The organism is Streptomyces yangpuensis (genome assembly GCF_024666385.1).
In the GTDB taxonomy this organism is placed as follows: Bacteria; Actinomycetota; Actinomycetes; order Streptomycetales; family Streptomycetaceae; genus Streptomyces; species Streptomyces yangpuensis.
Map to the genome: position 1 here is coordinate 3,258,868 of NZ_CP102514.1, position 25,306 is coordinate 3,284,173.

At 72.4% G+C, this 25,306-nt stretch carries 21 protein-coding genes; 8 read left to right on the forward strand and 13 right to left on the reverse strand.

The window, feature by feature from the left end; translation table 11 throughout:
- Positions 1-6 precede the first annotated feature (6 nt).
- Positions 7-927, reverse strand: a complete 921-nt coding sequence (locus NRK68_RS14765) for an SDR family oxidoreductase (protein ID WP_183067834.1) — start codon at positions 925-927, stop codon at positions 7-9.
- A gap of 108 nt (positions 928-1,035) precedes the next feature.
- Between NRK68_RS14765 and NRK68_RS14770 the strand changes: the two genes are divergently transcribed.
- Positions 1,036-1,962: a cyclase family protein gene (locus NRK68_RS14770; protein WP_183067835.1), complete on the forward strand. Its 927-nt coding sequence runs from the start codon at positions 1,036-1,038 to the stop codon at positions 1,960-1,962.
- A 165-nt stretch (positions 1,963-2,127) separates the two neighbouring features.
- On the forward strand, positions 2,128-2,853 hold the full coding sequence (locus NRK68_RS14775; protein WP_308296165.1) for a hypothetical protein: 726 nt from the start codon (positions 2,128-2,130) through the stop codon (positions 2,851-2,853).
- A 198-nt stretch (positions 2,854-3,051) separates the two neighbouring features.
- Here NRK68_RS14775 and NRK68_RS14780 read toward each other — a convergent pair whose 3' ends face one another.
- From NRK68_RS14780 to NRK68_RS14795, 4 genes are all read right to left on the reverse strand, one after another.
- The gene (locus NRK68_RS14780) at positions 3,052-3,648 is read right to left on the reverse strand and encodes an ATP-binding protein (RefSeq protein WP_257855957.1); all 597 of its coding nucleotides are present in this window, start codon (positions 3,646-3,648) and stop codon (positions 3,052-3,054) included.
- A gap of 362 nt (positions 3,649-4,010) precedes the next feature.
- Entirely contained in the window at positions 4,011-5,015 is a 1,005-nt protein-coding gene (locus NRK68_RS14785) for an acyl-CoA dehydrogenase family protein (protein ID WP_257855958.1), read from the reverse strand.
- A 5-nt stretch (positions 5,016-5,020) separates the two neighbouring features.
- Entirely contained in the window at positions 5,021-6,184 is a 1,164-nt protein-coding gene (locus tag NRK68_RS14790) for an acyl-CoA dehydrogenase (RefSeq protein ID WP_183067837.1), read from the reverse strand.
- Positions 6,184-7,428: an amidohydrolase family protein gene (locus tag NRK68_RS14795; RefSeq protein ID WP_257855959.1), complete on the reverse strand. Its 1,245-nt coding sequence runs from the start codon at positions 7,426-7,428 to the stop codon at positions 6,184-6,186. Before NRK68_RS14795 ends, NRK68_RS14790 begins: the two co-directional genes overlap by 1 nt.
- 174 nt (positions 7,429-7,602) lie before the next feature.
- Between NRK68_RS14795 and NRK68_RS14800 the strand changes: the two genes are divergently transcribed.
- Complete coding sequence (locus NRK68_RS14800) at positions 7,603-9,156, forward strand: AMP-binding protein (RefSeq protein ID WP_183067839.1); 1,554 nt, start codon at positions 7,603-7,605, stop codon at positions 9,154-9,156.
- A gap of 1,517 nt (positions 9,157-10,673) precedes the next feature.
- On the opposite strand, the gene NRK68_RS14805 is transcribed toward NRK68_RS14800, so the two are convergent.
- On the reverse strand, positions 10,674-11,921 hold the full coding sequence (locus NRK68_RS14805) for a maleylpyruvate isomerase N-terminal domain-containing protein (protein ID WP_183067840.1): 1,248 nt from the start codon (positions 11,919-11,921) through the stop codon (positions 10,674-10,676).
- Complete coding sequence (locus NRK68_RS14810; protein ID WP_183067841.1) at positions 11,918-12,496, reverse strand: sigma-70 family RNA polymerase sigma factor; 579 nt, start codon at positions 12,494-12,496, stop codon at positions 11,918-11,920. Before NRK68_RS14810 ends, NRK68_RS14805 begins: the two co-directional genes overlap by 4 nt.
- A gap of 301 nt (positions 12,497-12,797) precedes the next feature.
- On the opposite strand from NRK68_RS14810, the gene NRK68_RS14815 reads away from it, so the two are divergent.
- On the forward strand, positions 12,798-13,316 hold the full coding sequence (locus tag NRK68_RS14815) for an EF-hand domain-containing protein (protein ID WP_183067842.1): 519 nt from the start codon (positions 12,798-12,800) through the stop codon (positions 13,314-13,316).
- 375 nt (positions 13,317-13,691) lie between these two features.
- Here the strand turns inward: NRK68_RS14815 and purU are convergent, their stop codons facing one another.
- Together purU and NRK68_RS14825 are read right to left on the reverse strand one after the other, a co-directional pair.
- Positions 13,692-14,576 carry a formyltetrahydrofolate deformylase gene (gene purU / locus NRK68_RS14820; RefSeq protein WP_183067843.1) on the reverse strand — a complete coding sequence of 295 codons (885 nt, stop codon included), beginning with the start codon at positions 14,574-14,576 and terminating at the stop codon, positions 13,692-13,694.
- A 14-nt stretch (positions 14,577-14,590) separates the two neighbouring features.
- Entirely contained in the window at positions 14,591-15,037 is a 447-nt protein-coding gene (locus NRK68_RS14825; protein WP_030902465.1) for an SCO4402 family protein, read from the reverse strand.
- A gap of 196 nt (positions 15,038-15,233) precedes the next feature.
- Between NRK68_RS14825 and NRK68_RS14830 the strand changes: the two genes are divergently transcribed.
- Positions 15,234-16,532, forward strand: a complete 1,299-nt coding sequence (locus tag NRK68_RS14830; protein WP_257855961.1) for an ABC transporter substrate-binding protein — start codon at positions 15,234-15,236, stop codon at positions 16,530-16,532.
- A 129-nt stretch (positions 16,533-16,661) separates the two neighbouring features.
- Here the strand turns inward: NRK68_RS14830 and NRK68_RS14835 are convergent, their stop codons facing one another.
- Both NRK68_RS14835 and NRK68_RS14840 read right to left on the reverse strand, forming a co-directional pair.
- A complete protein-coding gene (locus NRK68_RS14835; RefSeq protein WP_257855962.1) occupies positions 16,662-18,041 on the reverse strand; it encodes a hypothetical protein in 1,380 nt (459 codons plus the stop codon).
- 457 nt (positions 18,042-18,498) lie between these two features.
- On the reverse strand, positions 18,499-19,869 hold the full coding sequence (locus NRK68_RS14840) for an NsdA family TPR-like regulatory protein (protein WP_183067846.1): 1,371 nt from the start codon (positions 19,867-19,869) through the stop codon (positions 18,499-18,501).
- A 234-nt stretch (positions 19,870-20,103) separates the two neighbouring features.
- On the opposite strand from NRK68_RS14840, the gene NRK68_RS14845 reads away from it, so the two are divergent.
- The 3 genes from NRK68_RS14845 to NRK68_RS14855 all read left to right on the forward strand — a co-directional run bounded on the left by NRK68_RS14845 (position 20,104) and on the right by NRK68_RS14855 (position 23,426).
- Positions 20,104-20,772 (forward strand): bifunctional DNA primase/polymerase, encoded by a 669-nt coding sequence (locus tag NRK68_RS14845; RefSeq protein ID WP_257855963.1) that lies wholly within the window; start codon positions 20,104-20,106, stop codon positions 20,770-20,772.
- Positions 20,773-20,916: 144 nt separating this feature from the next.
- Complete coding sequence (locus tag NRK68_RS14850; RefSeq protein ID WP_183067848.1) at positions 20,917-21,759, forward strand: ABC transporter ATP-binding protein; 843 nt, start codon at positions 20,917-20,919, stop codon at positions 21,757-21,759.
- Positions 21,756-23,426 carry a transporter gene (locus NRK68_RS14855; RefSeq protein WP_183067849.1) on the forward strand — a complete coding sequence of 557 codons (1,671 nt, stop codon included), beginning with the start codon at positions 21,756-21,758 and terminating at the stop codon, positions 23,424-23,426. Before NRK68_RS14850 ends, NRK68_RS14855 begins: the two co-directional genes overlap by 4 nt.
- A gap of 127 nt (positions 23,427-23,553) precedes the next feature.
- On the opposite strand, the gene NRK68_RS14860 is transcribed toward NRK68_RS14855, so the two are convergent.
- Together NRK68_RS14860 and NRK68_RS14865 are read right to left on the reverse strand one after the other, a co-directional pair.
- Complete coding sequence (locus NRK68_RS14860; RefSeq protein WP_183067850.1) at positions 23,554-24,072, reverse strand: hypothetical protein; 519 nt, start codon at positions 24,070-24,072, stop codon at positions 23,554-23,556.
- Positions 24,073-24,244: 172 nt separating this feature from the next.
- Positions 24,245-25,126, reverse strand: coding sequence for an alpha/beta fold hydrolase (locus NRK68_RS14865; protein WP_183067851.1), 882 nt, complete (start codon positions 25,124-25,126; stop codon positions 24,245-24,247).
- Positions 25,127-25,306: the final 180 nt, after the last annotated feature.

The following is a 25,306-nucleotide window of genomic DNA, read 5'->3' on the forward strand; positions in this document are numbered from 1 at the left end:
CCCCCGTCAGGCGTTGGGGCGGTCCTTGGCGGCCGCCGCCCTGGCCATGGCCTCCAGCTGCGCCAGCATCGGCATGGGGTCGGTGCCGACCGTCCCGGGGAGGAAGTCGGCGATCTTCTCCGGGGTCCAGGAGCCCTCGGCGTAGCCGGCGCGCAGCTCGCGCGGCTGCGCCCAGACGGCGATCTTCGGGCCGGCGATCGTGTAGACCTGCCCGGTGATCGGCTCGCCGCCGACGGCCACGGCCTTGTCGGAGAGCAGGTAGGTGACCAGTGCCGCGACGTCCTCGGGCTCGCCGATCTCCTTGAGCTCCATGGGGACGTTCGCGGACATGCGGGTACGGGCGACGGGTGCGACCGCGTTGGCGGTGACCCCGTACTTGGCCAGGCCCAGGGCGGCGGAGCGGACGAGGGAGATGATCCCGCCCTTGGCGGCGCTGTAGTTGGCCTGGGCGACCGAGCCCTGGTGGTTGCCGCTGGTGAAGCCGATGAGGGTGCCCGAGCCCTGGCGGCGCATGACGGCGGAGGCGGCGCGGAAGACGGTGAAGGTGCCCTTGAGGTGGGTGGCGATCACCGGGTCCCACTCCTCCTCGGACATGTTGAAGAGCATGCGTTCGCGCAGGATGCCGGCGACGCAGACGACGCCGTCGATGCGTCCGTACTGCGTGAGCGCGGTGTCGATGATGCGCTGGCCGCCCGCCATGGTGGAGATGTCGTCGGCGACGGCGACGGCCTCCCCGCCGGCGGCCTGGATCTCCTTCACGACGCCGTCGGCGACCTCGCTGGTGGGCTCCGTGCCCTCGATGCCGACGCCGTAGTCGTTGACGACGACCTTGGCGCCCTCGGCGGCCGCGGCCAGTGCCACGGCCCGTCCGATGCCCCGGCCGGCGCCGGTGACGGCGACGACCCTGCCTGCCAAGAAGTTCCCCACGCCCGGCCCCTTCCCGCGATTTCTGACGGACCGTTAGATTCTATGGGTAGTCAGATGCACGCGCACAAGCCCTCGTTGCCGCATTCACGCAAGGAGCCGTCGACGCCCATGACCCTGCCCGCCGAGTTCCACGACATCGCCAAGCGCGTCAACAACTGGGGACGCTGGGGCGCCGACGACGAGATCGGCACCCTGAACCTGATCACCGACGAGGTCGTACGGGGTGCGGCCGCGGAGATCCGCAGCGGCCGCCGCGTCCCCCTGGCGCTGCCCCTGAAGGAGGACGGGGTCCAGGTCGGCATGATCCCCGGCCGGATCAACCCCCTGCACACGATGGTGCAGATCAACCAGGAGCTCTTCGGCCCGGGCACGGTGGCCTGCAGCGACGACGCCGTCAGCATGGGCCTCCAGGCGGGCACCCACTGGGACGCCCTCACCCACGTCTCGCACTCGGGCCGGATCTACAACGGCCGCCCCGCCGGCACCATCACGGCACACGGCCGGGCCGAGTTCAGCGGCATCGACAAGGCCACCCCTGTCGTCTCGCGCGGGGTGCTCCTCGACGTGGCCCGCGCGAAGGGCCTGGACCGCCTGCCCGGCGGCCACGCGGTGACCCCCGCGGACCTGGCGGAGGCCGAGGAGTTCGGCCGGGTCACGGTCCGCCCCGGCGACATCGTCCTGGTCCGCACCGGGCAGATCCAGGTCTATCTGGCGGGCGACCGGCACGGCTACGGCTTCCCGTCCCCCGGGCTGTCCGTCCGTACGCCGGAGTGGTTCCACGCGCGGGACGTGGCCGCCGTCGCGAACGACACCCTGACCTTCGAGATCTTCCCGCCGGAGATCGAGAACCTGTGGCTGCCGGTCCACGCCCTCGACCTGGTGGAGATGGGCATGCACCAGGGCCAGAACTGGAACCTCGAAAAACTGTCCACAGCCTGTGCAGAAGAGGGCCGGTACGCCTTCCTCCTGTCCGCCATGCCCGAACCCTTCGTGGGCGGTACCGGCACCCCCGTGGCCCCGGTGGCCGTCCTCTGAGACGCGCCCCGGGACGCGCCGGGGCGCGTCCGCGCAGGTGGCGCGGGGCGGGGCGACCCCGGCGGTCCCCGTCCCGCACCGGGTGGAACCATGTTGTGTCCATGACGCGTCACCGTTCTCGCGTCACCCCCCGCTCCTCACCACCCTCACCCGCAGGAGAAGCCCGTGTCCAACCCCTACCAGGCGTCCCCGCCCCCGCCACCGCCGCCGTTCACCCCGGGAACCCCGCCGCGGCGCGGCGGCAACAAGTTCGTCGTCTTCCTGGTCCTGGCGCTGGTCGTCGGCGGCGCGTACGGCGCCTCCAAGGTGCTGGGCGCGGACAAGAACAAGTCCTCGACGTCCACGTCCACGACCGCCTCCGCGACGCCGTCCGCCAAGCCCACGGCCAAGGACCCCGGGTCCCCCGAGTCCTCCTCCGACACCTCCAGCGCCTGGAAGGTCGGCGACTGCGGCGGCCCCGACCCCTCCAAGGGCGCCGACGCGTACAAGCGGACGGGCTGCTCCGACGCCGGGGCCAGCTTCAAGGCCATCGACATCAAGGAGGCCAGCATCCTGCCGGGCTCCATCCAGTGCCCGGCGGGCACGGACGTGATGATCGAGGTGAGCATCTCCTACAACGGCGGCAAGTCGAGCGGCATCCCCACCAACACCGTCTGCGGCCGCAACCTGTCCAACGACCACCCCGGTGACGCGGGCGCCGGCGGCGGCCAGCTCGTCAAGGGCGACTGCGTGACCTCCCAGGCCAAGGAGGTCCCCTGCAGCGGCTCGGGCGCACAGAAGGTCCTCGGCCTCGTCAAGACGAAGGAAGAGTGCCCCTCCGGCACCACGAACCCGATCCGTCTGACCATCGCGGTGGGCCGCCCCTACGACGTGATCTGCACCGACGGCTGACCTCCGCCCGGCGCCCGCCGCGCGGCGGCGGGCGCCGCGGTGAGCTGCGGGTGGCGGCGGCGCGCATGCACGCCCCGAGCGCGGCACGGCAGCCGCCACCCCGCGACCCGCACTCGTCAAGGCGTGTCCTTGGCGTCCCCTCGCGTCGAATCGCTCCACACCAGGGTGATCAACAGGTGACGAACCGTCAACACCTCGTTAGAGGTACACGCGCGGTTCCCGCACCGAAGTGTGAACTTCGGACCGGCGGCACGAAGCCGTCCCGGCCGGGGCGACCTGCGTCACGGCGGCACTCGTCGCGGCGGCACTCGTCGCGGCACCGCTCGTCATGGAGGCACTCGTCACGGCGGCACTCGTCACGGCGCCGCTCGTCAGGGCGGCACTCGTCGCGGCGTCCGACTCCGCCTTCCGCCCGCGGTCGATCTCGCACCAGATCCGCTTGCCCGCGCCCTCGCGCTGCCATCCCCACCGGTCCGCCAGACCGTCCACCAGCTCCAGGCCGCGCCCGCCGGTGTCCTCCCCGCAGGCCTGGCGGCGGGCCGGCGCCCGGTCGCTGGCGTCGGCCACCTCGACCCGCACCCCCGGCCCCCCGAACAGCATGCGCAGCACGGCCGGACAGCCCGTGTGCACGACCGCGTTCGTGACCAGCTCGGAGATCAGCAGGATCAGCGTCTCGGCGAGCGGCTCGTCATCCCCTATGCCCGACCCCGCCAGCCGGGACCGCGCCCACCGGCGCGCCCTGCCGACCTCGGCGGGATCCGCGCCTACCTCCAGCTGAACCTGAAGCACCTGCACCGCTCACACCATCCGAACCGGCGGACACTTCGCCTCGCGACGGGGCGGGATCACCAACCGTGACCCCCTTGCGTAGCAGCATGGTTGACATACAGTCACCACAACAAGCGCTTCGGGCATATTCCCGCGCGAAGGAGTAGGCGTGGTGCATACTGTGCGACGCTCGCGACGCTCAACCACTCGCATTCGTCGGAGCGTACCGGAGCAGGCCCCCGACCCCGGGCCGTAATGCGGCGGGCGAAGGACACGAACCGATATCAACTCTCTGTAATCGGACATGCGTCCCGCGCCGTTGCTCCCGTACCCCATTTCCGTTACCCACCCGGCCCGGCCGTCACACGGAGCCACCACGACGAACCCGGCTACCCCGCCGGGTCCGGCAGCTCCGCCGAGTCCAGCAGCTCCGCCGCCAGCAGCTCCTCCGCCTCCGCAGCCGTCCGCCACTGCTCGGCCCGCACCCAGGCCCGCTTCAGGTGCAGGTGCACGTCCGCCTCCCACGTGAAGCCCATCCCGCCGTACACCTGCAGACAGTCCCGGGCACCCCGTACGGCCGCCTCGTCCGCCAGCAGCTTCGCCGCCGCCACCTCCCCCGGCTCACCCGTCACCGCTGCCGCGTACACCGCCGTACGGGCCACCTCCGCCCGCACCAGCATCTGCGCACAACTGTGCTTGACCGCCTGGAACGCCCCGATCGGCTGCCCGAACTGCTCGCGCTCACCCGCGTACCGCACCGCCAGCTCCACCGTCCGCAGCGCGCTCCCGACCTGGAGGGCGGCCGTCAGCAGCGCCCCCTCCGCCACGTACGCGGCCCCGTACACGGACCCGTACGCGGACCCGTACGCGGACCCGTACGCGGACCCGACCCCGGGCGCGACCCCGGACCCGACCCCGGGCGCGGCGGCGCCGCCCGGCCGCCGGACCCGGTGCAGCGGGGTCAGCGGGTCCGCCGCGCGCACCGGCTCACCGTCCGGGAGCCCGTCCGCGCCCAGGACCGCGTCGGCCTCCCCCAGGTACGCCACCAGGTCCCCGCCCAGGTCGAAGGCGGTCACCACCGCCGTCCCCGCCGCCGCCCCCGGCACCACCCCGGCGGCGAGGTGCGTCGCCACCAGCGGCCCCGGCACCAGGGCCCGCCCGGCCTCCTCGAAGACGACCGCCGCCTCCGGCAGGCCCAGCCCCACCCCGCCCTCGGACTCCGGGAGCCGCAGCGCGAAGAAGCCCGCCGCGCCCAGCTCCCGCCACAGCCCGCGGTCCACGGCCGTGCCCGAGTCCACCGAAGCGCGCAGCGCCTCCCGCCCGTACCGGCCCTCCAGCAGGTCCCGTACGCCCGCCCGCAGGTTCCGCTGGTCCTCCGTCGGCTGGAAGTCCATCCCGCTCACCGGCCCTTCGGGAGGCCGAGGATCCGCTCGGCGACGATGTTCCGCTGGATCTGCGAGGTGCCCGCCGCGATCGTGTACGAGAGGGACGAGAGGCGGTCCAGGGTCCACTCCTCGTCCAGCGACAGCGACGCCGCCCCCAGGACCTCTGCCGCCACGTCGTACAGCTCCTGGCGGGCGTGCGAGTAGGCAAGCTTGAAGACCGAGCCGCCGATGCCGGGCACCCCGCCGGAGCGCTCCGACTCGCTGACGTTCCACTGGGTCAGCCGCCACAGCGCGCCGAACTCCCCGTACAGCCGCCCCAGCCGGCGCCGCAGCACCGGGTCGTCCCAGCGGCCGTTCGCCTTCGCCGTACGGGCCAGCTCGCCCAGGGTCCGGCGGCACGCGACGACCTCGCCGACGAAGGCGGTGCCCCGCTCGAAGGACAGCGTGACCATGGTGACGCGCCAGCCGTCGTTCTCCGCGCCCACCCGGTTGGCGACCGGGACCCGCACCTCGTCGAGGAACACCTCGGCGAACTCCGTCGATCCGGCGAGCGTGCGCAGCGGCCGCACCGTCACCCCGGGCGCGTCCATCGGCATGGCCAGCCAGGAGATCCCGCGGTGCTTGGGGACCGCGGCGCTGACGGGCTGCGTGCGCACGAGCAGCTCGCACCAGTCGGCGACCTCCGCGTGCGAGGTCCAGATCTTCGATCCGGTGATCACGTAGTCGTCGCCGTCGCGGACCGCGCGCGTACGCAGGGAAGCCAGGTCGGAGCCCGCGTCCGGCTCGCTGAAGCCCTGGCACCACACCTCGTCGCCGCGCAGTACGGGCGGCAGCCAGCGCGCCCGCTGCCCGGCCGTGCCCTCGGCGGCGATCGTCGGGCCGGCGTGCAGCAGCCCGACGAAGTTCGCGCCGACGTAGGGGGCTCCGGCACGCTCCGTCTCCTCCAGGAAGATCAGGTGCTGGGTGGGGGTGGCGCCGCGGCCGCCCGCGTCCACCGGCCAGTGCAGGCCCGCGTACCCGGCCTCGTACAGGCGGCGCTGCCAGCCCAGGTCGTAGGCGCGCCGGCCCGGCCAGTCGTCCGGGGACGGCCGGGCGGGCAGCTCGGGGAGGGTCTTGGCGAGCCACTCGCGCAGCCGCGCCCGGAAGGCCCGCTCCTCCTCGGTGTACGTCAGGTCCATCAGCGGCCCTTGATCCGGTCCCAGTCCCGGTGCTTGTCCAGGTTCCGGTCCCGGTGCTTGTCCAGGTCGAGGCCGAGCATGCGGATGGCGTTGCCGCGCATCAGCTTGTAGACGGTCTCCTCGTCCAGTCCCCGCACGTGGTCGAGGGCGACCTCCTTGGTGTGCGGGAAGGTCGAGTCCACGTGCGGGTAGTCGGTCTCGAAGGTGGCGTTGTCGCGGCCGACGACGTCGAGCGAGGCGATCCCGTGCTTGTCGCGGAAGAAGCAGCAGAAGATCTGCCGGTAGTAGTACGTCGACGGCGGCTCGGGGATCAGGTCGCGCACCCCGCCCCACGCCCGGTGCTCCTCCCACACGTCGTCCGCGCGTTCCAGGGCGTACGGGATCCAGCCCATCTGGCCCTCGCTGTAGGCCAGCTTGAGCGTCGGGAACTTCACCAGCACGCCGCTGAAGAGGAAGTCCATCATCGAGGCCATCGCGTTGTTGAAGCTGAGCGACGCCTGCACGGCGGGCGGCGCGTCCGGGGAGGCCGCGGGCATCTGGGAACTGGACCCGATGTGCATGTTGACCACCGTGCCGGTCTCCTGGCAGACGGCGAAGAAGGGATCCCAGTAGCCGGAGTGGATGGAGGGGAGTCCGAGGTGGGTGGGGATCTCGGAGAAGGTCACGGCGCGCACCCCGCGGGCCGCGTTGCGCCGGATCTCGGCCACCGCCAGGTCGATGTCCCACAGCGGGATGATGCACAGCGGGATCAGCCGGCCGCCGCTGTCGCCGCACCATTCCTCGACCATCCAGTCGTTGTAGGCGCGTACACAGGCGAGGGCCACCTCCTTGTCGTGCGCCTCGGCGAAGGTCTGCCCGCAGAAGCGCGGGAAGGTCGGGAAGCACAGGGAGGCCTCGACGTGGTTGAGGTCCATGTCGGCGAGGCGCGCCTTGGGGTCCCAGCATCCCTGGCGCATCTCCTCGCGGGTGATCCCCTCCAGCGTCATGTCGTCGCGGTCGAAGCCGACGGCGGCGATGTTGCGCTTGTACGGGAACTTCAGGTCCTCGTAGATCCACCAGTCGGTCGGCGGGCCGTCCGGGTCCATGGTGATCACGTACTTGCCGCCCGTGTACTGCAGCTCGCCGATGCCGGCCGTGAGCGCCTTGGGGCCGCGGTCGCGGTACTTGGCAGGCAGCCAGACGTCGAACAGGTGGGCGGGCTCGATCACATGGTCGTCGACGCTGATGATCCGAGGTAGTTCCATGGGCTCCCCAATCCGGTGCCGATCCGGCGCCAATCCGGTGCCGACCCCGTAGCTATCTGATGGGTCGTCAGAAACAAGCTAGCCCCGCCACCCCTGGACCGACAAGCGTCGGCGCTCTACGCTCTCCGCTTGACCTGACTAACCGTCAGCTAATCGGCCAGGGGGAGTTCTGCGATGACGGACACCGCGACCGCGACAGAACTGAGCCGCTCCCGCACCCTGTGGGAACTCATCACCCGCCGGGCCGCACTCACCCCGGACACCACCGTCCTGATCGAAGCCGCCGAGGACCCCGCCGCCGACCGGCACCTCACCTTCGGCGAACTGCGCGACCGCGCCGAACGCGTCGCCGCAGGCCTCCACGACATGGGCGTACGCCCCGGCACCGTCGTCGCCTGGCAGCTCCCCACCCGCATCGAGACCGTGCTGCTCACCTTCGCCCTCGCCCGGATCGGAGCCGTCCAGACCCCCGTCATCCCCTTCTACCGCGACCGCGAGGTCGGCTTCGCGCTCCGCGAGGCCAAGGCCGAGTTCTTCGCCGTTCCCGGCGTGTGGCGGGGCCACGACCACCACGCTATGGCTCGCAGGCTCGGCGCCCGCGGCGTCTTCGAGGCCTACGACTCCCTCCCGGACGGCGACCCGGCCGTACTGCCCCCGCCGCCCGCCTCCGGAACCGACGTCCGCTGGATCTACTGGACCTCCGGCACCACCTCCGACCCCAAGGGCGTCCTGCACACCGACCGCTCCCTCATCGCCGGCGGCTCCTGCCTCGCGCACGCCCTGCGCCTGACCCCGTCCGACGTCGGCTCGATGGCCTTCCCCTACGCGCACATAGCCGGACCGGACTACACGGTGATGCTGCTGCTCTACGGCTTCCCCGCGGTCCTCTTCGAGAAGTTCGCGATGCCGGACGCCCTCGACGGCTACCGCCGCCACGGCGTCACCGTCGCCGGCGGGTCGACCGCCTTCTACTCCATGTTCCTCACGGAGCAGCGCAAGGCCCCGGACGTCCCCCTCATCCCCACCCTCCGCCTCCTCGCGGGCGGCGGAGCCCCCAAACCCCCCGAGATCTACCATGCGGTGGTCCGCGAACTCGGCTGCCAGCTCACCCACGGTTACGGAATGACCGAAGTACCCATGATCACCATGGGCGCCCCGGACGACACCCCGGAGAACCTCGCCACCACCGAGGGCCGCCCCCCTCAGGGCATGTCCATCCGCATCACCACCCCCGACGGCATCCCCCTCCCCCCGTACACGGACGGGGAGGTCCGCCTGCGCGGCGAGGCGGTCTGCCAGGGCTACCTGGGCGGCGACCCGTCCGCCGAGGTCTTCGACGCCGACGGCTACCTCGTCACCGGCGACCTGGGCCACCTCACTCCCGACGGCTACCTGGTCCTGACCGGCCGCAGCAAGGACGTCATCATCCGCAAGGGCGAGAACATCTCCGCCAAGGAGATCGAGGACCTTCTCCACCGCCTCCCGGGCGTCGCGGACGTCGCCGTCATCGGCCTCCCCGACCGGACCCGCGGCGAACGCGTCTGCGCCGTAGTAGAACAGCCCCCGGGGGCCGCCCCCCTCACCCTCCCCCAGCTCACGGCCTACCTCCGCGCGGAAGGCCTCGCCACCCACAAACTCCCCGAACAACTGGAACTCCTGGACGCCCTCCCCCGCAACGAAGCCCTGCGCAAGGTCCTCAAGTACAAACTCCGCGAGCGCTACGCGTAGGAGGCGGGGCCGCGGCGGTACGAGCACCCACGCCGAGGCGGGCGCGGGGGGCGGAGCACGGCGGCAGATGGCGGGGCGGCGGCTTCGACGGTGCGGGGTGGTGTGGGGGCGGGAGCTGCCCGGGCCTTGGTCAGTGACGCGTATGGGGGTTTCCCGTCAGTCCCATCGTCTCTCCGTGTCGTGCCGGTCCCTCAAGGGCGCTCCTTCGTCGCGTCGCTTCGCGAGGGCCTTCGGCCCCCCTTGACCGACCGTCCCGCCCCGGAAATCCGAAAGACTGCCGGGAAACCCCCAAAAGGACGGGCCGGGGGAGCAAGACGCTTAAGGGGCGGTGCCCTGCGCGGGCGAAGCCCGGAGCGCCCCCAATCGCTACGCGCTCCTGCCCGACGGCGTCTGCCAGCCCCTGTGGCTGGTCATAAGCCGCCCCCAATCGCTACGCGCTCCTGCCCGACGGCGTCTGCCAGCCCCTGTGGCTGGTCATAAGCCGCCACCAATCGCTACGCGCTCCTCGAGGACGGCGGGTGCGAGCCTCTTGGGCTGGTCATAAGCCGCCCAAATTCGCTACGCGCTCCTGTCTGACGGCGTCTGCGAGTCCCTGTGGCTGGTCATAGGCCGCGACAGATCACTAGGTGCTTCTCGAAGACGGCGAGTGCGAGCTCCGGGGGTCGACAGGGGCCGCCATCGATCGCTACGCGCTCCTGCGAGACGGCGTCCGCCGCCAGTTGGGGGCTGATCGGGGCGAATGAGAGGTCCGAAAGGCCGATCCATCGGCCCAGCCGAACTCAATCCCCGTCAGGGTGACCGTGAGATCCCGTCCACGCGCACAGACAGGGGCAATTGGGGCATATTGCAGCCTCTTTGAGGTGCCCACCCTCCCAGACCCGGATGGGATTCGCCTCAGCCGTCATCCGCCGCTTTTCCAGTCCCCGACAGCCCGCAGGCGCCATCTGTGGGAGCCCATTCCGGCCTCTGCGGCCTGTGAGCCACCCCTGACGGTCTGCGGACGCGTGATCGAGAAGCGCGTAGCGATCGATGGCGGCCTATGACCAGCCACCGGGACTCGCAGACGCCTCCCGGCAGGAGCGCGTAGCGATTAGTGGCGGCTTATGACCGACCAAAGAGGCTCGCAGACGCCCTCCGACAGGAGCGCGTAGCGATTGGGGGCGCTCCGGGCTTCGCCCGGGCAGGGCGCCGCCCCTTAAGCGTCTTGCTCCCCCGGCCCGTCCTTTTGGGGGTTTCCCGGCAGTCTTTCGGATTTCCGGGGCGGGACGGTCGGTCAAGGGTGGAGCGCAGCGACATCGCGAAGCGACGCGACGAAGGAGCGCCCTTGAGGGACCGGCACGACACGGAGAGACGATGGGACTGACGGGAAACCCCCATACGCGTCACTGACCAAGGTCCGAGCAGCTCCCGCCCCCACCACACCATCCCCGCGCCTTCCGCCCCCCGCCCCGAACGGCTCCCGCTCCCCTACACCACCCCGCCTGCTCCCGCCGTGACCCGACCCCACCACCCACCGCCTAGAGGCGGCTCAGGGATGCCGCCGCGAAGAGGACGTCGCGGATCGCCTCGCGGTCGCCGTGTTGGCCCGCCGCCACGTCCTCCGGCGCGATGTGGCCGGCGGCCAGCTGGCAGAACTCGATGCCGTCCAGGGCGATCTCCGCGACCGTGCGGTCCGGCGACGGTTTCGCCCCCGGCGAGTCCAGCGCGATGTCCCAGCCACCGCCGCCCGCGCCCTCGATCTCCAGGTGCAGGGTCCGCCCGGGTGCTCCCGCCGCGACCAGGCTCCGCGGCGGGGCCGCCAGGCCCGCGCGGCGGCGCTCTGCCAGCGCGCCCGGCAGCAGGCGGGCCGCCAGGTCGATCATCCCGTGCAGGTGCGGTCCGGACGGCGGCTCGTACGGGTAGTCCACCGCGTCCGCGATGTCCCACGCGTGCACCCAGCACTCGAAGGCCCGCTCCAGGAAGGCGTCACCGAGTGGCAGCGCGAAACCGCCGTAGTCCACGGCGAGTTCGGCGACACCCCGGCCCGCGAAGGACACCGTACGGACCAGGGTGTGGCCCTGTTCCCGCCACGGTTCGCGCACCTGGCGCGTCGTCGGCTTCGCCGACGCGCCCCAGAAGTACTCCGTCCGTACGGTCGGACCGCCCGGCGGCGCGTCCGCCCCCAGCGGATCGTCCAGCCCGAGCGCGGTGGCGATCAGCCCGTCGACCGTCATCAAGTGCCCGATCACGCCCGCCACGGTGGTCCGCTGGGACCGGCGCCGTTCCTCCTCGAACCACTTCAGGCGTACGGGGGTGTGCCACTCGGAGTCGCCGAAGTCCTGCAGCAGGGCGTCGAGCCGCGCGGTCTCGGTGTCGTACGGACTCGCCCACACCGGCACCGGAATGCGAGCCGGGCGCTTGCCGAGGCAGTCCTCCAGGACCCGCGAGCGCAGCAGTGGCTTGAGGTCGAGGCTCTCCTCGGGGTGCAGCAGTCCGACCGCGTCGCGCAGCCGCAGCGCCTCCTCGGCGCAGGGCGCGCATTCGGTGAGGTGGTCCTCCACGGCCCGGGTCTCCTCCGCGGAGCACGCCGCCAGCGCCCACGCGCCGAGCAGGGACTTCAGCACGGCGTGCGAGGGCGGCGGCGGGGCCGGTTCCGGCGGCAACGGCAGGGGCCTCGGCGCGTGCCCCGGGTCGAGGTCGTCGGCGGCCCCGCGCGGGCCCGGTATCCGCGCCCGGCCGCCGGGACGCTCGTATCCGTCGTCGGGCGACTGGGCGGGGCCGTTCATCGGGGTGTTCCGTATTCGCGCGAGCCGTAACCGGGCTGGGCGGTGTCCTCCTGCGGGAGGGCGTTGGCGGTCGACAGCAGCTGGAGCCCGAGCCGCAGCCTGCGGCGCGCCTCGTCCTCGCTGATCTGGAGGTCGGCGGCGGCCTGCCGGTAGTCGCGCCGCTTGAAGTAGGCGAGTTCCAGCGCGGCCCGCAGCGGCGTGGGCATGGAGGTGACGATGTAGTCCGCGCGGGCGGCGGCGTTGGCGCTGCGCACCTTCTGCTCCAGCTCCTCGCGGGAGCCCCGGCCCAGTTCGGCCTGGCGCAGCCGGGCCACCGCCTGGCCCTGGGTGATCCGGGCGACCCAGGAACGCATGGAGCCCTGCTTGGGGTCGTAGGCGTCCGGGTTCTCCCAGATGTATCCGAAGACCTCGCGGGTGATCCGGTCCGCCGCCTTCTCGTCGCCCAGCACGCGGTGCGCCAGGCTGTGCACGAGCGAGGCGAAGCGGTCGTAGAGCTCACCGAGCGCGGCGGCCTCGCCGCGGGCGAGGCGCTGCTGCATGCGGCGGTCCCACCGCGGTGGTACGTCCTTCGGCATAAGTGCCCCCAGCCGTGTGTCGACGCATCGAATGTAGTGGGCACATGGCGGATCGCGCCTGTTTTGGCTGAAGCTCCCTTCGGATGTGGGCCCTGCGTGATAGGGGCGTCGCAGGGCGTGAACGGTGGTGCGGTCGAGGGCACATGGGTACACGCGTACGCGCCCCGCCGCGCTCCCCGTGCGCGGGTTCGATGCGGCCGCCTGCTTGACCGCTTCGCTTAACGTGCAGGCCACATAGGCCTTACGCTCCTGCCTTGTCTTGATCTGAACCCCACGCACACGTGAAGGTGGAACGCCGCATATGGACAGCGCAGAATACGAGCGCAAGATCGCCGCCCGATTCGCCACCTTCGACCAGGACGGGTCCGGCTTCATCGACCGGGAGGACTTCAGCGCGGCCGCGAAGGCCGTCCTGGTCGAATTCGGTACCACCGCACGGTCGGAGAAGGGCCAGGCCGTCTTCGGCGGAGCCGAGGCGTTCTGGCAGGGCATGGCCGGAATCGCGGACGTCGACGGGGACCAGCGGGTGTCCCGCGAGGAGTTCATCACCGGGGCGGCCAAGCGGCTGCGGGACAACCCGCAGCGGTTCGCGGAGATCGCGCGGCCGTTCCTGCGCGCCGTGATCGCGGTGGCGGACGAGGACGGCCACGGCGCGACGCCGCCGGCCGCGGCCCGGGTGCTGCGCGTCCTCGGCACGGCGCCGGAGCTCGCCGAGCAGGTGGCGCTCGGCCTCGACACGGACGGCGACGGCCGCATCTCGGAGGACGAGATCCTGGCGGCTTTCGCGGCGTACTGCGGCGTGGAGGCCCCGGACGCGTGACGCCTGCGGCGGGCTTGCACGCTTCCGGGGTGCCGTGCCGGAGCGCGGCACGGCGGTGACGGGCGCGCGCGCCTGTCCTGCCGGACGGGCGGGCGGCCGGCGGGCCGGCGGGCCGGCGGGCCGGCAGGCCGGCGGGCCGGCAGGCCGGCAGGCCGGCGGGCCGGCAGGCCGGCGCGACATCCTGGCGCCCCGCCGCGGGCACCGCAGGCCCGCAGCGCGGCCGGGCCGTACGGCCGGGGCACGCCCGGCCTGGGGGCCCGCAGGGCCGGGGCAGGGCCGAGCTGGGGCCCGTACGACCGGGGCCGTGGCCCTGCGGCCGTACGTCCGGCGCCGTACCCCACGGGGTCCGTGCGTCAGCGCGTCAGCGCGTCAGCGTCAGGCGAAGACCACCGTGCGGGAGCCGTTCAGCAGCACGCGGTGCTCGCTGTGCCACTTCACCGCGCGCGCGAGCGCCTGGCACTCGACGTCGCGCCCGACGGCCACCAGCTGGTCCGGGGTGACCTCGTGGCCCACCCGCTCGACCTCCTGCTCGATGATCGGCCCCTCGTCGAGGTCCGCCGTCACGTAGTGCGCGGTCGCACCGATCAGCTTCACACCGCGCGCGTGCGCCTGGTGGTACGGCTTCGCGCCCTTGAAGCTCGGCAGGAACGAGTGGTGGATGTTGATGATCCGCCCGCTGAGCTCCTTGCACAGGTTGTCCGACAGCACCTGCATGTACCGGGCCAGCACCACCAGCTCGACGTTCTCGGCCCGTACGAGTTCCAGCAGCTGCGCCTCGGCCTGGGCCTTGGTGTCCTTCGTCACCGGGATGTGCACGAACGGCACGTCGTACGAGGCGACCAGCTCGGCGAAGTCGGTGTGGTTGGACACCACGGCCGCGATCTCGACCGGCAGCGCCCCGATCCGCGACCGGAACAGCAGGTCGTTGAGGCAGTGCCCGAACTTGGACACCATCAGGACGATCCGCATGCGCTCCTCGGAGCGGTGGATCTCCCAGTCCATCTTGAAGGACTCGCCGATGGCGGCGAAGCTCGCCCGCAGCTTCTCCACCGTCACGGCAGGCTCGGCCTCGAAGTGCACCCGCATGAAGAAGAGCCCGGTCTCCCGGTCTCCGAACTGCTGGCTGTCCACGATGTTGCAGCCGGTCATGAAGAGGTAGCTCGACACGGCGTGCACGATGCCCTGCTTGTCGGGGCAGGACACGGTCAGGACGTACTGGGGCTGCTGCTGGGCCTGGGCCTCGTTGTGCGGGTCGCTCATGACCGCACAGCCTTTCACACCGCGCGGGTGAGGATCTTCAAAACTTCCAGCGAGGTGGGCCGTACGTCCGGGTCGTCCCCGTCGGCCTGCGCGAGCCGTACGTGCGCCTCGCGCGCGGCACGGACCGCCTCGGGCCACGCGTGGTGCTCCAGGTAGACGGAGACGGGGGCGTCGGGGCCGACCTGGTGGAGGATCCGGAGCACGCGCAGCACGGCGAGGTCGACGAGGGCCGCCTCCTGCGAGTCGCGGAAGATCGTGCCGACGTACTTCTCCGCCGACCAGCTGTCGAGCCAGGTGTCCTCGACGAGCCGGTACACGGCGTCGGTGACGTCGCCGTACCCTTCGTCGCCGGCCAGCCAGGTGTCCTCGTGGAAGGCCGGATCGGAAAGCATGTGCAGCGCCGAGCGCACGTTGCTGCGCCAGCGCCACCACGGCATGTCGTTCAGGGGCATGCCGCCCATGGTGGAGGAGCGGCCGCCGCGTTTGGAAGAGTTCTTCGAACCTTGGGCGAATGTCACGCTTTCGATCGTACGTTCCTGTTGAGTGCGATCTTGAAGCGCCCACAAAGGACTGCGCCCCCGTAATTCACCTCGACGTCACCCGATGTTGCGTCCATCTCACTCAACAGTTATTCGCGGGGCGGAATGGTGCATGGACATGACCATCTCGCGACGCGCAGCATCGCTCTCCCGCACCTTCGTGGCCACGGCGATGGGTGCGAGCCTCGTGGCCGGATGCGGGGCGCTCCCCGGGGGCTCCGCGGCCTCCGGCGGCCCTGGAGGGACCATCACCGTCATGACCTTCGCCCCCGAGGGGACCAAGGCCACGAACATGCCGGGAATGACCGGAATGGCCAAAGCGTACGAGCGCTGGGTGAACGCCAAGGGCGGCATCAACGGCCACAAACTCCGCGTCTTGACCTGCAACGAGAAGAACACCCCCAGCGGCGCCGCCGACTGCGCCCGCAAGGCCGTCGCGGAGAAGGCCGTCGCCGTCGTCGGCTCCTACAGCCAGCACGGACGCGCCTTCATGGCCCCGCTGGAGGCGGAGGGCATCCCCTTCATCGGCGGTTACGGGGTCTCCTCGGAGGAGTTCCAGTCCCCGATGTCCTACCCGGTCAACGGCGGCCAGTCCGTCCTCATCGCCGGCGCCGGCCACCAGCTGGGACGCGTCTGCGACCAGGTGGCCCTCGTACGCCCCGACACCATCCCGGGCGACGCGCTGCCGGTCCTGCTGAACGCGGGGCTGCGGGCGAACAAGATGGCCGACGCCGCCGACATCCGGGCCGCGGAGGACTCCGCGGACTTCAAGCCGCAGGCCACCGAGGCCCTCGCGCACACCACCGGCACCGGCAAGGAGAAGGAGAAGGAGAAGGGCTGCGTCACCGCGGTCCTCGGCGAGCGCACCGAGACGTTCTTCGACGCCTTCCGCCGCACCGAGCCGCAGCGCAGGAAGCCGCAGATCTCGTCCGTGCTGGGCAGTGTCAGCCAGTCCCTGGTGGACCGCACGGGCGGCCGGGAGAGCCCCTTCGAGGGCGCGTACATCACGAGCTGGTACCCGGTGTCCTCCGACCCCGTCTGGGAGCCGATGCGCAAGGTCGTCACCGAGTTCGCCTTCGGCGACGACACCGTCGACCCCGACGACACCGGGGCGCAGACCACCTGGATCGCGTACACGGTGCTCAGCGAGATCGTGAAGCGCTTCGGGAAGGGCGAGGGCGTCGACGCCCGCAAGGTCAAGCGGTCGCTGAACGAGGCCCAGCCGGTCAGGACCGGCGGCCTCACCCCGGACCTGAGCTGGCGCTACCAGGACATGCGGGCCGTCGCCGGCTTCCCCCGCATCGTCAACGGGCAGGTCACCTTCCAGATCGTGCAGGCCGGGCGGCTGGTGGCGCAGCCCGGCGAGCAGAGCCTGGACATGACCTCGACGCTGGAGCAGGCCCCGCGTACGGCCTGACGGGGGCTGGCCGGGGCCTGACGGGGGCTGGCCGGGCCTGGAGGGGGTCTGGCCGGGGCCTGACGGGAGCCTGGCCGGGGCCTGACGGGCCCGTAGTCCGTGCGACGGGGGCGGTCAGAGACTGCGTGCTCAGAGCTGGGACTTGTCGCGCTTGGTGAGTCCGTACTTGGCCGCGATCGTGTTCCACATGGTCGCGGCCGACTCCTTGGCCTTGGTCGCCTCGCCGCTCGACTTGTTGCCCTCGGCGGCGTTCTTGTTGGCCTTGGCCTTGCCGTCCTTGCACTTGTCGTCGTCGTCCACGTCGTCGGCCCAGGCCGCGTAGCTGTTATCGGCGTCCGCCGACGCCTGCCAGGCCTTGGTCAGGGTGGCGGACAGCTTGGCGTGGTCGGGGAGCTTGTCGAGCTTCAACTCCTGCAGCCGGGTGATGAGTTCCTCGCGCTGGCGGGCCGCGTCGCGCAGGTCGGAAGCCGCCTGGTCCAGATTGGCGCAGCTCTTGATGTCCTCCACGGCCTTGATCACCGCGGCCCGGCTGTCGTTGCTGTCCGCGAGGAGCTTGTCCAGCTGGACTGCCTGGGGGCGGGCCGGGTCGACCGGGGCCTCGGCGGGCGCGGCGGAGCCGCCGCTCGCGGTCGGCGCGACGGGCACGGCGCCGGGGTCGTTGTTCTGGGGCTTGCCGTCGGGAAGCAACGTGCCGACGCCGAGGCCGACCATGGCGAGGCCGATGACGACGGCGCCGATGATCGCGGGCGAGACCTTGCGGGAGGGCTCCGCCGGCGGGGGCGGTGCGTACTGCTGGTGCGGTGGCTGCGGGTGTGGGTGTTGCGGGTGCGGGTGCGGGTGCTGCTGGTGGGCCTGGGGCGGTACGGGGCCCTGGCCGCGCGGCGGGTAGGGGCGCTGCGGGGGGCGGCCCCGCAGCACGGGCTCCTGCACGGGCGGCAGGTGCTGGGTGTGCCCGGCGGAGTCGTCGCCGCGGAACAGGCCGTCGAAGCCTTCGACGGCGGAGGCGGCGGGGGCGGCGGGGGCCGCGGGTCCCGCCGGGACCGGCGGGATGTACTGGGTCGCAGCCTCCGCGTGCGCCGGCACGGGGGCTATGTACTGCGTGGCGGCCTCGTCGTGGCCGGGGCCGGGACCGGGGCCGGGGTGTGCCGGGACGGGCGGGATGAACTGGGTCGCCGCCTCGTCGTGTGCGGGGGCCGCGGGTGCTGCGGGGGCGGCGGGGGCTGCGGGGGCTGCCGGTACGGGCGGGATGTACTGGGTGGCGGCCTCGGGCAGCGGCGGATAGCCGTAGCCGTGCGGTGCGCCGGGTCCCTCGTAGCCGGGCCCGACCACGTGCCCGGGCGGGACCTCCGTGGCGGGGTAGGCCTGCGGGTAGCCGTAGGCGGCCCCGGGGTGCGCCTGCTGCGGCTGCTCCTGCTGTGGCTGCTCCGGGTACGCCGGATAGCCGGACGCCGCGTCCGGATCCCATGGGGTACCAGGCTGAGGGGTACCCCCTTGTCCGCTCTGCGTCACCGGGACTCCTTCTCCGACTCGCCCGACCGTACGGAACCGTCCGGCAACGCTACCTGCTCGTGGGGCGCGGCGGGGGCGCGAGCCGCGGGGCCGGGGCCGGGGGCGGGGTGGGGTGCCGTCCGGGACTGCATGATTTAGGGCGCCCTGGGGCGGTCCAGCCGTACTGGCACGCGCCGCGCCACAAATCACGTTTTACGTCCCGGCCGACACCCCACCCCACCCCCGTCCCCTCTCACCGCCCCCGTCCGCCCGTCCGTCGACCGTCCCCGTCTGTCACCCCTGTGTCCTGTCCGGCCCCCTCCATCCCCGTCCTGTCCACGGAGCACGGCCCAGTCCGTCCCCGTCCGTCCCCGCCGTCTCCTGTCCGTCCCCGTCCGTCCCCGCCGTCTCCTGTCCACGGAAACCGCGTTTGAGGCGTGGGGGCCGGGGTGGGGCCGCGGGGCTTGGGGGCCTGCCCTCAGGCGACTCGGGCGGCGAATTCTCGGACCGGCGCCTCCTCCCGGAACGGTTCCAGTCGGGACCGGAGGTCCTCCAGGTATTCCTTCCCCCGGTTCGAGCGGAGCCCCTCCAGCAGGTCCGCCGCCTGCGTGGCCGTCTGGCAGGCCTGTTCCACCTCACGCTGCTGCACCCGCGCCGCCGCCAGCAGCAGCAGCCCGATGGCGCGGCGGCGCGCCTTGCCCGGCGGCAGGCTCCGCAGGGCCTCCTCAGCCTGCCTGGCCGCCGCGTCCGCCTGGCCCAGGTCGCGGTGGCAGTGGGCCAGCTCGTCCGCGAGGTACGCCTCGTCGAAGTGGCGGATCCACACCGGGTCGTCGCCGGATTCCGGCTCCGCCCGCTCCAGCGCGCTCATGGCCCGGGCCGACAGCACCCCCGTCGCCCGGCCGTCGCCCAGCAGCGCGTGCCCGCGCGCCTCGGCGGCGTAGTACATGGCCTCGACCCTCGGGGTGACCTGCCCGCGGGTCCCCTCCTGCGCGGCCCGGGCCAGCTGCGCGATCTCCCGTGGGTTCCCGAGTTCCGCCGCGAGGTGGCTCATGGACGCCGCCAGTACGTAGCCCCCGTACGCGCGGTCCCCGGCCGCCTGGGCCAGGCGCAGCGCCTGGATGTAGTACCGCTGCGCCAGGCCCGGCTGGCCGGTGTCCACCGCCATGTAGCCCGCCAGCTCCGTCAGCCGGGCCACCGCCGCGAAGAGGGCCCGGCCGACCGGTTCCCGGTAGGAGCCGCCGATCAGCCCCGACACCACCGAGTTGAGGTAGTGCACGACCACCGGCCGTACATGGCCGCTGCCGAAGCGGTGGTCGAGGTCCTTGAGGGCCTCGGTGGTCGCCCGTACCGCCTCCACGTCCGACATGCCGACGCGTGAGCCGCCGCTGCGTGCCACCTGGTGGTCGGCGCCGGTGATCAGCCAGTCGCGGCTGGGTTCGACGAGGGCGGAGGCGGCCACGCTGGATCCGGAGAGGAAGTCGCGGCGGCCGACGTCGCTGCGCCACAGCTCGCAGACCTGCTCGATCGCGCCGATGACGGTCGGGGAGAACTGCAGGCCGACGCCGGAGGCGAGGTTCTTGCCGTTGGCCATGCCGATCTCGTCGATGGTGACGGTCCGGCCGAGTTTGCGCCCGAGGGCCTCGGCGATGATCCCGGGTGCCCGGCCGCGCGGCTGCTGGCCGCGCAGCCAGCGGGCCACGGACGTCTTGTCGTAGCGGAGATCGAGGCCGTGTTCGGCCCCGCACATGTTCACGCGCCGGGCTAGCCCGGCGTTGGAGCACCCGGCTTCCTGGATGAGCGCCTGCAGCCGTTCGTTCGGCTGGCGGGCGACGAGAGGCCTGGCTGCCATGAAAACCCCCTGCTGACCGCGGGTGATCCGTTGGAATGATCACTTCCCGCCTGATGTGCGGAGAATCTTCCGCTCTGCGTCGTGTCGCTACCCAGCAACAGCGCCCCGGCCTCCTACGCGCCCCCACGCGTGCATCAGTGCGCCCCGCATGCAGGATCGATGCTCCGCTCGCGGGCGGGTTTACCCCCGTAACCCCGGGTGACCCGGGCAGTTGTGATGGGCGTGGAAGAGACCATGGGAGTCACGGAGACCGCACCCATCCCCAAGCAGCGCGGCGAGCAGCTGTTGGACCATGCCGTGCGGTACGTGGAAGAACGGCACTGGGATGTCTTCGCCGGCACCTGGCTGGAGCCCGGGGACGGCCGGGAGCTGTGCTCCTGCGGGGCCGAGGACTGCCCGGCGCCCGGCGCGCACGCGGCGGTGAAGGACTGGGCGTCGCACGCCACCGGCAGCGCGGTCCAGGTGCGCCGCGTCTGGGGCAAGCACCCTCAGGCGTCGATCCTGCTGCCGACGGGCCGGACCTTCGACGCGCTGGACGTGCCGGAATCGGCCGGCTTCCTGGCGCTGGCCCGGCTGGAGCGGATGCAGCGCACCCTCGGACCGGTCACGCTGACGCCCGATCACCGCATGCTGTTCTTCGTGCTGCCGGGCGCCGGGGTCAAGGTCGCGGACCTCGTACGGAAGCTGGGCTGGGTGCCGTCCGCGATCGACCTCGCGGCCCGCGGCGAGGGCGAGTACGTGGCGGCCCCGCCCACCCGCTTCGGCGGCCGGGGCGCGGTCCAGTGGGCGCGCCGGCCCACGCCCGCGAACCGGTGGCTGCCGGACACGGAGGAGCTGATCGACGCGCTGGCGTACGCGTGCGGCAGCGAGGCGGCGGCGGAACGGAAGCGGCGCCAGGGGTGACACCGCGCCGGTGAGGCGGCCGCGGCCGCCGCTGTGAGGAAGCGCCCCGGGAACTCATGACATAAGTAACTGATGAGGCCTCTCCCCCTCCTCCTATCGTGAGGAAAGAACGACCAACGGGGACGTGTGACGAGAGGCGGGCGCATGCCGGACCAGGGCGATGCGACGGGTGGAACGCACGGGACGGACGGCGCGCGAACCGCTCCGTCCGCCGTGCGCGTGGAAGGTCTGTGGAAGCGGTTCGGCGAGCAGGTCGCCGTCGCCGGCATCGATCTGGAGCTGCCCGCGGGGAAGTTCATCGGCCTGGTGGGGCCGAACGGCGCGGGCAAGACGACCACGCTGTCGATGGTGACCGGACTGCTGCGCCCCGACATGGGGCGGGTCGTCGTCGCGGGCCACGACGTGTGGGCGGACCCGACCGAGGTGAAGGCGCGGATCGGCGTACTGCCCGAGGGGCTGCGGCTCTTCGAGCGGCTTTCGGGGCGTGAACTGCTGGGCTACATGGGCCGGTTGCGCGGGCTCGCGGGGGACGAGACCGACAAGCGGGCCACGCAGCTGCTGGAGATCCTCGACCTCGCCGGTTCGCAGCACAAGCTGGTCGTCGACTACTCGACCGGCATGCGGAAGAAGATCGGCCTGGCGGCGGCCCTGCTGCACAACCCCGAAGTGCTCTTCCTGGACGAGCCGTTCGAGGGTGTCGACCCGGTGTCGGCGCAGACCATCCGCGGTGTGCTGGAGCGCTACACCTCGTCCGGTGCCACGGTCGTCTTCTCCTCCCACGTGATGGAGCTCGTCGAGTCGCTGTGCGACTGGGTGGCCGTGATGGCCGCCGGCCGGATCCGCGCCGCGGGCCCGCTGGCCGACGTACGGGGCTCCGCGCCCTCCCTGCAGGCCGCCTTCCTCGAACTGGTCGGCGCGCACGGGCGGGACGCGGCCGGGGAATCCCTGGACTGGCTCGGCGGCACCTCCGGGACGGTCGCGCGATGAGCGCGCCCACCGCTCCCACCGGCGCCGCCGGGATCGCCCCCGGGGTGTCCGCGGGAGCGTCCGCGCCCGCCGCGCCGCCCGCGCTGACCCCGGTCTTCCTCCGCATCAAGCTGTCGCTGCTGCGCAACGGGCTCAAGGGCTCCTCGAAGCGCAAGGCCGCCTACTTCTCGACGCTGGCCTTCGCGCTGGTGGTCGGCTTCTTCATGACGCTCGGCCTGGCTCTGCTGCACGGCAACGCGCACGCGGGCACCGTCGTGGTCCTGCTGGCCGGGATCCTGGCGCTCGGCTGGGCGTTCATGCCGCTGTTCTTCCCCGCCGGGGACGAGACGATGGACCCGGGCCGGCTGGTGATGCTGCCGCTGCGTCCGCGTCCTCTCGTACGGGCCCTGCTCGCGACCTCGCTGGTCGGGATCGGGCCGCTGTTCACGCTGTGCCTGGCGGTCGGCTCGGTGACAGCCGTCGCGCGCGGCGCCGCGGGTGCGGTGGCCGCGGTGGTCGCCGTACCGCTCCTGCTGCTCGGGTGCGTGACCCTCGCGCGGGCCGTGGCGACGGCCAATGTGCGGCTGCTGACCAGCCGCAAGGGGCGCGACCTGGCGCTGCTGAGCGGTCTGGTGATCGCGGTGGGTGCGCAGCTGGCCAACTTCGCCAGCCAGAGCCTCTTCCAGGCGGGCGGCGTCACGGCGCTGGAGCCCGTCGAGGCGGTGGTGCGGTGGCTGCCGCCTGCGACCGCCGTCGGCATGGTGGACTCGGTGGGCGAGGGCGCGTACGGCAGGGCTGCGGCCCAGCTGGTGCTGAGCGTGGCGGCCGTGGCCGGTCTGCTGTGGTCCTGGGAGCGCAGCCTGACCAAGCTGATGGTCACACCGGACGGTTCGACGATCGCGGCGTCCGGGCCGGTGAAGAACCGCGGCGGCGCCGACGGCGGCTTCTGGTCGCTGATGCCCGGCGGCCGGACGGGCGCGTCCATGCAGCGCACCCTGCGCTATGCCGTGCGCGACCCGAAGACGAAGTCGGCGTGGGTGACCGCGCTGGCGATCGGTGTGATCGTGCCCGTCTTCAACGCGCTGCAGGGCACGGGGTCGGTGTATCTCGGCAGCTTCGGCGCGGGCATGCTCGGCGTCCAGATGTACAACCAGTTCGGGCAGGACACCTCGGCGTTCTGGATGGTCGCGCAGACCATCTCCAGCACCCGTGACGCGTACGTGGAGCTGCGCGCCCGTGCGGCCGCGCTGGCCCTGGTCGTCCTCCCGTACACGGTCCTCGTCACGGCGGTCACCGCCGCTCTGGTGGACGACTGGCAGGCCTTCCCCGCCGGGGTGGGTGTGGCTCTCGCCCTGGTGGGCTCGATGCTGTGCACGGGGGCCCTGGCCTCGGCCCGCTTCCCGTACTCCATCCCGACGGACGGCGCCTTCAAGAACGTCGCCCCGGGGCAGGGCGGGCTCGCCTGGGGCGGCATCGCCGCCGGGATGCTGATGTCGGCGCTGGTGAGCGCGCCGGTGATCGCCCTGACGATCTGGCTGAACATGGCCGAGAACCGGGACGTCTCGTGGATCGTGCTCCCGGTCGGCGTGGTCTGGGGCTGGCTGGCCGCCTGGGCGGGGCTGCGGCTCGCGGCGCCGACGGTGGCGCGGAAGCTGCCGGAGATCCTGTCGGCGGTGAGCAAGGGCTGACCGCCCGCCGCCGGAACGGGCCGGCCTCCGCTCCCACGGGGGGAGCGGAGGCAGGCCCGTCGGTCTGTTCGGGTGGTTCGGTCGGTTCGGGCGGGTCCGGAGCCAGGCGGATCCGTCGGCGTCGGCGTCAGCGGGTGGCGAGCAGGACGAGGGCGGCGGCGGAGCCGGCGAACACGATGCCGTGGCGGAGGTTCTGCAGGTACGGCATCACCCAGCGGGGGAAACCCCGCTCGGCGGCGCGGAGCATGGACGGGACGTCGATGCGCCGGAGTTCGGCGTCGTCGGACCTGGCGAAGGCGGCGGTGACGGACGGCACGGCGGTCAGGTTGGAGTAGAGGATCACGCAGTTCACGAGGACGACCAGCGGCTGGACGATCCAGGTGAGCGTGCCGGCCCAGGAGTTGCCGGTGAGTGCGAGGACGGCGGGCACGGCCAGGGCGGTGGCGATCCCGACGGGGGCCCACGTCTCGTGCCCTCCGGCGTCGAGGCGCATGCCGTTCTCGGCCATGACGGTGGTGCGCACCCCCTGCCGCCCCAGCTCGGCCTCGACGGCGGCCTGGGCGCGGCTGCCGTAGCGGCTGCGGACGAGCGGGATGCTCAGGAAGGCGAGGGCGATCAGGATCTGCAGGGCGGCGACGGCGTTCATCGGGTTTCCTCGTTTCTCAGGGTGCTTGCCTGGCGACGTGGAAACCATGGCGCTCCCCCCTGACACCCCCCGAACACCCCACTGACATCCCCCTGACAGCCCGGCCACCCCCGCCGACCCGGCCCGCCCGCGCCCCGGAGGACGGAGTCCGGGGCGGCGCGTGGCGAGGGGTTCAGGGGGTGGGGGCCGGGATGTCGTCCAGGAAGGGTTCCAGCGCGGCGCGCAAGGCCGCCGGCTGGTCGTAGTGGAGGTAGTGGCCGGCGTCGGGGATCTCCGCGTACCGGCCGGCCGGGAGGACGCGGACCATCTCCTGGGCCTCGGCGCGGCCCAGTTCGCCGTCCAGGCCGCGGACCACGAGGGTCGGGCAGCGGACCTGGGCCAGCTCCTCCCAGTGGGCGTCGTGGACCCAGGTCTCGCGGGCCTTCAGCATCTGGCGGCGGGAGAAGAGCGGGCGCCAGCCGTCCGCGGCCTCGTGCATGACCTCGGCGAAGAAGGCGCCACGGCCGGGGTCGGGGCGCTCCACGCGGGGGTCGTCCTCGCCGAACCAGCGGCGGGCGGCGTCCTGGCTGGGGAAGGGCAGCGGCCAGAGGTGGAACCAGTCCTCCCATTCGCGCTGGGAGGCCGCGCCGAGGGCCGAGGCGCGCATGTCGCAGATGACGAGAGCAGCGACCAGGTCGGGGCGGCGGGCGGCGAGCTGCCAGGCGGTGAGCGCTCCCATGGAGTGGCCGATCAGGGTCACGGGGGCGAGGCCGAGCTGTTCCACGACGGCCTCGGCGTCGGCCACGAAGGCCTCGCGGCCCAGGGCGGTGTGCGGGGCGGCGCCGGCGGGCGGGCGGTCGCTGTGGCCGTGGCCGCGCTGGTCCAGGGCGACGACGCGGCGCCGCTCGGCGAGCCAGTGGGCGGTGCCGGCCCAGTGGGAGGCGCGGCCCATCAGGCCGTGCAGTAACAGCACACCGGGGCGCGGGTCCGGTTCCGCTTCGGCGGCCGGTTCTCGGAACCGCCAGGCGGCCAGACGAACGCCTTCGGCCCCTGTCACATCGATGCGCTGTACCACCGCAGATGCACCCCCTTCGTTCCCCGCCAGACTATCGAACCCGCATTCGAAAACGGGGTTCTCGCCCACAACACCGCTCTTTCGAGTGACCTTGCTCAAGGATTGGCGGCCGCTGCCGATGGAGATCCTTTCAACAGGGAGGCGGGCCGCTCGGGGAAGACGGTCCGAGGGGAAGACCTT

Bases quoted from the DNA above. Each gene is read 5' to 3' on its own strand.
- NRK68_RS14825 (WP_030902465.1), bottom strand. From the start codon at position 15,037: ATGGGCGGCATGCCCCTGAACGACATGCCGTGGTGGCGCTGGCGCAGC.
- NRK68_RS14770 (WP_183067835.1), top strand. From the start codon at position 1,036: ATGACCCTGCCCGCCGAGTTCCACGACATCGCCAAGCGCGTCAACAAC.
- NRK68_RS14850 (WP_183067848.1), top strand. From the start codon at position 20,917: ATGCCGGACCAGGGCGATGCGACGGGTGGAACGCACGGGACGGACGGC.
- NRK68_RS14855 (WP_183067849.1), top strand. From the start codon at position 21,756: ATGAGCGCGCCCACCGCTCCCACCGGCGCCGCCGGGATCGCCCCCGGG.
- NRK68_RS14810 (WP_183067841.1), bottom strand. From the start codon at position 12,496: ATGCCGAAGGACGTACCACCGCGGTGGGACCGCCGCATGCAGCAGCGC.
- NRK68_RS14795 (WP_257855959.1), bottom strand. From the start codon at position 7,428: ATGGAACTACCTCGGATCATCAGCGTCGACGACCATGTGATCGAGCCC.
- NRK68_RS14830 (WP_257855961.1), top strand. From the start codon at position 15,234: ATGACCATCTCGCGACGCGCAGCATCGCTCTCCCGCACCTTCGTGGCC.
- NRK68_RS14845 (WP_257855963.1), top strand. From the start codon at position 20,104: ATGGGAGTCACGGAGACCGCACCCATCCCCAAGCAGCGCGGCGAGCAG.
- NRK68_RS14815 (WP_183067842.1), top strand. From the start codon at position 12,798: ATGGACAGCGCAGAATACGAGCGCAAGATCGCCGCCCGATTCGCCACC.
- NRK68_RS14840 (WP_183067846.1), bottom strand. From the start codon at position 19,869: ATGGCAGCCAGGCCTCTCGTCGCCCGCCAGCCGAACGAACGGCTGCAG.
- NRK68_RS14790 (WP_183067837.1), bottom strand. From the start codon at position 6,184: ATGGACCTGACGTACACCGAGGAGGAGCGGGCCTTCCGGGCGCGGCTG.
- NRK68_RS14800 (WP_183067839.1), top strand. From the start codon at position 7,603: ATGACGGACACCGCGACCGCGACAGAACTGAGCCGCTCCCGCACCCTG.
- NRK68_RS14785 (WP_257855958.1), bottom strand. From the start codon at position 5,015: ATGGACTTCCAGCCGACGGAGGACCAGCGGAACCTGCGGGCGGGCGTA.
- NRK68_RS14860 (WP_183067850.1), bottom strand. From the start codon at position 24,072: ATGAACGCCGTCGCCGCCCTGCAGATCCTGATCGCCCTCGCCTTCCTG.
- purU (WP_183067843.1), bottom strand. From the start codon at position 14,576: ATGAGCGACCCGCACAACGAGGCCCAGGCCCAGCAGCAGCCCCAGTAC.
- NRK68_RS14805 (WP_183067840.1), bottom strand. From the start codon at position 11,921: ATGAACGGCCCCGCCCAGTCGCCCGACGACGGATACGAGCGTCCCGGC.